This is a genomic window from Microbacterium sp. (assembly GCF_030149085.1).
In the GTDB taxonomy this organism is placed as follows: Bacteria; Actinomycetota; Actinomycetes; order Actinomycetales; family Microbacteriaceae; genus Microbacterium.
The window spans coordinates 1-5,851 of sequence record NZ_JASBSF010000337.1 but is presented as its reverse complement, the minus strand read 5'-3'; the positions used below and the strand labels follow the sequence as shown (position 1 = coordinate 5,851).

The 5,851-nt window shown below is 69.4% G+C and carries 6 protein-coding genes; all 6 read right to left on the bottom strand.

Features of this window, described 5'->3' with window-relative positions:
- A partial coding sequence (locus Q1V87_RS13785; RefSeq protein WP_300594033.1) for a cation-translocating P-type ATPase occupies window positions 1-1,371 on the bottom strand: 1,371 nt, incomplete at its 3' end.
- The gene (locus Q1V87_RS13780) at window positions 1,368-3,425 is read right to left on the bottom strand and encodes a cytochrome c oxidase assembly protein (RefSeq protein WP_300594031.1); all 2,058 of its coding nucleotides are present in this window, start codon (window positions 3,423-3,425) and stop codon (window positions 1,368-1,370) included. The genes Q1V87_RS13780 and Q1V87_RS13785, both read right to left, overlap by 4 nt.
- A complete protein-coding gene (locus tag Q1V87_RS13775; protein WP_300594026.1) occupies window positions 3,418-3,672 on the bottom strand; it encodes a heavy metal-associated domain-containing protein in 255 nt (84 codons plus the stop codon). Before Q1V87_RS13775 ends, Q1V87_RS13780 begins: the two co-directional genes overlap by 8 nt.
- Before the next feature lie 27 nt (window positions 3,673-3,699).
- Window positions 3,700-4,632 (bottom strand): prolipoprotein diacylglyceryl transferase, encoded by a 933-nt coding sequence (gene lgt / locus Q1V87_RS13770; protein WP_300594023.1) that lies wholly within the window; start codon window positions 4,630-4,632, stop codon window positions 3,700-3,702.
- Window positions 4,632-5,477: a M56 family metallopeptidase gene (locus Q1V87_RS13765; RefSeq protein WP_300594020.1), complete on the bottom strand. Its 846-nt coding sequence runs from the start codon at window positions 5,475-5,477 to the stop codon at window positions 4,632-4,634. Before Q1V87_RS13765 ends, lgt begins: the two co-directional genes overlap by 1 nt.
- 4 nt (window positions 5,478-5,481) lie before the next feature.
- A partial coding sequence (locus Q1V87_RS13760) for a BlaI/MecI/CopY family transcriptional regulator (RefSeq protein WP_300594017.1) occupies window positions 5,482-5,851 on the bottom strand: 370 nt, incomplete at its 5' end.

The window sequence follows — 5,851 nt, the reverse complement described above, 5'->3', positions numbered from 1 at the left end:
GGTCATTCGGCCGGTGGTGAGGGTGCCGGTCTTGTCCAGGACCACGGTGGTGACCTGCCCTGATGCTTCGAGCGCATCGTGGCCTTTGATGAGGATGCCGAGGGTCGCGGCGCGGCCGATGCCGACCATGAGCGCGGTGGGGGTGGCGAGCCCGAGTGCGCAGGGGCAGGCGATGATGAGCACGCTGATCCCGATCCCGAACGCCTGCTGGATGGGGGTGCCGGCGAGTGCCCAGGCGGTGCCGACGAGGAGGGCGAGGACGATGACGGCGGGGACGAACCAGGTCACGATCCGGTCGACGAGAGTCTGCACGCGGGCTTTGCGGGCTTGGGCGTTGTCGGTGAGCGCGGCCATCTGCGCCAGCTGGGTGTGCGCGCCGACCGCGGTCGCGGTCACCTCGAGGCGCCCGTCGCTGCTGATCGTGCCGCCCACCACGGTGCTGCCGGGGGCGACCGGGACGGGGACGGGTTCCCCGGTCATCATGCTGGCATCAACCGCGGCGGTGCCCGTGGTCACCGTCCCGTCGGCGGGGATGGTTTCGCCGGGCAAGACGACGAACGTGTCGCCGGCGCGGAGGGTATCGGCGGGTTGGATGGTTTCGGTGCCGTTATGGAGGATGCGGACGTGGGTGGCGGCGAGGGCATTCAGGGCGCCGAGCACGTCGCCGGCCTTGCGGCGGGAACGGGTCTCGAAGTAGCGGCCAGCGAGTTGGAAGGTGGTCATCCCGGCGGCGACATCGAGGTAGAGGGAGTCGGCGCCGGCGGGGGTGATCCCGAACCCCAGCCAGTATCCGTTCTGCCCGGTGCTGCCGAGCCCGAACAGCAGGGTGGCGACGGCCCATCCGAACGAGGCGACGATGCCGAGGGACACCAGGGTGTCCATGCTGACCATGCCGTGGCGGAGGTTGCGGAGCGTGGCCCGGTGGAACGGCCAGGCCGCCCAGGTCACGATCGGCAGCGCCAGGAGCACGCACACCCACTCCCAGCCGGGAAACCGCCACCCGGGGACCAGAGCGAGGACGAGGGTGATGTCCATCAGCGGCACGGTCAGCAGCGCCGCGACGGTGAGACGCCGGCGGAGGGAGGTGATGCGCACCTCGGTGGCGCGGGCGGACCAGGCGTCATCGGCGCCGTCGCGCAGGTGCGCCCCGTATCCGGCGTTCTCCACCTGTTGGATGGCGCGGGCGGTGTCCGTGTCGGGGAGCCCGGTGATCAGGGCGCGTTCGGTGGCGTAGTTGACGGTCGCGGTGACGCCGTCGAGCTTGTTCAAGGCCCGCTCCACCCGGCCGGCGCAGGCGGCGCAGGTCATCCCGGAGATGTCCAACTCGATGGCCTCGGCGACGGGTGTGGTCGCCGGCTGGGTGAGGGTCATGATGGGGTGTCCTTCTGCGCCGGGGGGCGGGGCCCGGTGGTGGCAGTGTCACGGTCGGCGAGGCGCTGCAGCATCTGGTTGTAGGCGTCAAACTCGGTGTCGCGACCGGTGTCGAGGTGCCGGTCCTTGCGGCGGGCTTCGCGGGCGTCCTGGCGTCCCCATTGGATGGCGAGGATGGTGATCACGATCATCAGGGGGATCTCGCCGCCGGCCCAGGCCACACCGCCGGCGAGGTACTGCTGGGCGGGCAGGTCGGTCCAGGGCAACCCGAGGTAGAGGTAGAAGTTCTCGGCGATCAGCACGTTCCCGGTCATCAGGATGATGCCGAAGAACGCATGGAACGGCATCGCGGCCAGCGCGAACCCGAGCTTTCCGATGTGGGGCAGCGGCCTCGGGGGGCGGTCGACGCCGATGATCAGGCTGTAGTACAGGTATCCGACGATGAGGAAGTGCAGGTTCATCGCCTGGTGCGCCCAGTGGAACCGCATGAACTCCCCGAAGATCCCGGTGAGGTAGAGCCCGTAGTAGGAGCCGATGAACAGCACGAACACCACGAGCGGGTTGTAGATGACGTGCAGCACCCGCCACTGCAGCACCCAGGTCAACCAGTCATGGAACCCCGCTGCTGCGCCTTTCGTGGTCGTGGTGGCCCGTAGCAGCAGGGTCACGACGCCGCCGAGGACGAGCAGGCCGGGGGCGAGCATGTTCAGCGACATGTGCACGATCATGTGCACCCCGAAATCGGGGGCCGAGTACTTCCCGAACCCCGAGCTGGTCGCCACGACCACCACCGCCCACCCGCCGACCCAGGCCACCGTGCGCCCTGCCGGCCAGGTGTCGCCACGCCGCTGCAGGGTCCGTACAGCGAGCAGGTAAACGGTGATCGCGGTGACCGCGATGCCGAGGAACAGCAGGTTGGGTCGCCACTGCGTGACTAGTACGTCGAGGGTGGGCGCGTCGGGCACCTCGAACCCCATGAACACCTGCGAGATGCTGGTCGGCACGAAGTACTGCGGCGGCGGCTGCCGAGTCATCGCCACCGCGACCCCGACCCACCCCGCGACCGCAAGGCCCGCGATCGTGAACAGCGCGCTGAGGTGATGGGCGCGGAGCCTGGCGCGTCGCCACAGCCACCAGCCCGTGGCGGTTGCGCCGATCACGATCAGCACGCACACGCCCCGGGCCAGCAGCAGCCAGCCGGTGAGGGAACCGGTGACCGGGGTGCCGGCGAGAGTGAACACGGCGAGGATCACATCGACGCCCACCATCACCGGCAACGCCACCGCCCCGATCAGGAACAGCCGCCGCAGTGTCAACGGTGCCACCAGCCGACCGGACGCCACCCGCACGGCGGCGACGGCGACGGCGCCGAAGAACACGAACACGGCGAGCGTCTGGAACACGGCCGCGTCACCGCCGAAGTCATGATCGGGGCCGACCAGCACCTGCCCGGACACCACCGGCGCCAGCACCGCGATCACCGCCGCCCACAACGGGATCAGCAGGCTCGTCCACCGGTCGGCGAAGAACGCGACAAAGAACACGATCATCGCCGCGACGAAGCTGATCGTCCACGCCATCGGTTCGGTGCTCGCCTCGTACAGGAACGCGAACGCCCCCGGGATAGCGAGCCGCTCCAACGGCGTACCGTTCGCGTCGAGCACCTGAAACAGGATCAGCCCGCACGCACACAACGCCCACACCCCGGCCGCGACCCGCAGCACCCGCACCTCGAACCCCTGCGCGATCCGCCGCGCTTTGGAGGCGGGCGCATCGCGCAGGAACAACAGATGCACCAACGCGCCGACACTGACCACGCTGCCCGCGACCGCACCCGAGGTCAGCACCGTGCTGACCGTCGCGACATCCACCCCCGGATAACTCAGATGGATCAACTCATAGGGCGCCTCGCCCAGCAGCACAGTGACCACCAACGGAACCGCGACAACCAACACCACGAACCCCGCACCCAGCAGCGCAACCAGCCCGGGACGGGAACGCCGCCGCGCCACCGTCGTCCGGCCCTGCGTGTCGGTGGCTGCGATGCTACTCATCGGAGTCTGCGGGCCAGGAACGCAGCTCGTAACCGGCGTCCTCGACCGCAGCCTGCACCGCCGCCCTGATCAGCGGGGCATCGTGCTGGATCACCACGCTCCCCGTGGCCGCGTCTACGCGAACATCCCGCACTCCGTCCAACGACACGAGCTCCGCGGTCACGGCACGCTCGCAATGCGCGCACGTCATCCCGTTCACCCAGAATCGGAGCTCCGTCACGACCCACTCACCAGCCTTCCCTGCCACGACAACTCTACGACATGTCGTGTTAGGTCACTCCTGAGAACGCTGGTCCTGCCGCGGAACGACTCGCTCCTCCTCAATGGCGAGTTCCGCCGTGGTGGGCAGCATGGGCTCGCGACCGGGAAGGTAGGGCGAGGGCTCGGGTTCACGGTGCCGGAGAGTCTGCACGATGAGGATGAGAATGCCGAGGGTGGCGACGGCGATGGAGGTCCACACGTTGATAGGGATGCCGAGAGGGGCGTTGCTGGTGGGGTCGATGCGGATCGCCTCGAGTCCGGCACGCCCGATCCCGTACCAGAGGAAGTAGATGCCGAGGCTGCGTCCCCATCCGAGGGTGAGGCGTCGCTCCAGAAGCACGATGACGGCGGCGCCGAGCAGGTTCCAGATCATCTCGTAGAGGAACAGCGGGTGAAACAGGGTGCCTGCGGGCAGGGTGTCGGGGAACATCGCCGCGTCGGGGGAGATCTCCAACCCCCACGGCACGGTGGTGGGCAGTCCGAACAGTTCCTGGTTGAACCAGTTCCCGAGCCGTCCGATGGCCTGGGCGACGAGCAGGGCGGGCGCGAGGGCGTCCGCGAACGCTGTGAACCGCAGCCCTGCGCGGCGGCAGGCGATCCACGCCCCGAGGCCCCCACCGATCAGGGCGCCGTAGATCGCGTTGCCGCCGTCCCAGATCGCGAACACGTTCCACAGGTTCGCACCGGGGGAGAAGTAGTCGCCGAGGTGGGTGAACACATGATAAAACCGGGCCGCGACGATCCCCAGCGGCACCGCCCACAGGGCGATGTCGATCACGACCCCTTTGTCGACGCCGCGGCGGTCCAGGCGTCTACCGGTGATCAGGACCGCGGCGATGATCCCGGCGATGATGCACAGCGCGTAGGTATGAATCGTCACCGGCCCGAGGGTGAAGCTGGCCCAGGCGGGGTCGGGGCTGGGGATGCTGGCGGGCAGCGTGCGCATCAGTACGTCCCTCCGATCCTCTCCACCGCGGCGTCGGTCGGGCGAATGGCCAATTGGGGAAGGTGTCGGCGAGTCGGTGGCTTCCAACGGCGCAGAGTGAGACGTTCCGCGCGCAGCTCGAGCCCGGGGTCGTTCGTGGTCTTGGCCAGGGCGGCGAGAGCGTTGGCGAGGTGCACGGCCCCGACCTGGCCGGCGGCGGTGTCGTCGGCGATCAGCTCCACCAGCAGCAGGGTCGATCGTTTCATGTCCCGCCCCGCGCGGAGCATCCTGGGCAGGCAGAGGGCGTTCAGCTCCGCGATCCGCACCGCCCACCCGTGCCCGAGCCGCAGATGAGCGTGCTCGTGTGCGATCACGGCCTGCAGTTGCCGGATGGTCAGCGCGTCCTGCAGGGCGGTGGACACGAGGATCTCTGGATGCCGGCCGGGTACCGCGCAGGCGAAGAGCTCCGGGGCGTCGAACCACACCAGCGTGTAGCCGGGGTGCTGTTCGCGGCGCGACACAGCCGGGGCGTACCGGGCGAGGGAGGCACGCCAGGACTGAGAGAGCGGTTCCGCGGACAGCGAGATGAACGCCAGGACCGCGCCCACACCGCCCAGACTCACCCACGCCACCAGCGTCACGGTCACCGCCTCAGCAGCGGTGGCTGCCGTGCCGCCGGACACGGCGGCGAGAATCGCGGCCGCCACTGATGCGAGTGCGGCGGCGATCCCCCCTCCGAACACGGCGAACCAGGCCGTGAGCGCGGTGCGGGGATGGCGGACCTGCCACCGGCCCCCCGTGAGCAGCCACGGGGAGAGCAGCAGCAGCGCGGCGGCGGCGGTCAGGAATGCTCCGGCAGCGATCACTGCGTCAGCGGCGCTTCCGCCGGGCGCCGGCCGCGACGGCCGCCCGCAGCAGGTCGACATCCTCGCTCGTCAGGTTGCCGGCGAACTGCAACAGCGCCGCCTGACGGTCCCCGGCGCCGTTGAGCGCGGTGATCATCGACTGACTGGCATGCTCGTCCCCGGTGTGCGTGGCGTGGAAGCGCACCTTCCGAGGCGAATCGCCCGTGCGGACCACCTGACCCTTCTTCTGCAACCGGTCCAGCGCCGTCATCAGCGTCGTGTAAGCGGGCACGTGCCCGGTGAACAAGGCCTGAACCTCGCGGGCACTCAGCGGCCCGGCAGCACCCCACAGGATCCGCATCACCTCAGCCTCGAGCTCGCCCCGCTCCCTCGTG

Bases quoted from the DNA above. Each gene is read 5' to 3' on its own strand.
- Q1V87_RS13780 (WP_300594031.1), bottom strand. From the start codon at position 3,425: ATGAGTAGCATCGCAGCCACCGACACGCAGGGCCGGACGACGGTGGCG.
- lgt (WP_300594023.1), bottom strand. From the start codon at position 4,632: ATGCGCACGCTGCCCGCCAGCATCCCCAGCCCCGACCCCGCCTGGGCC.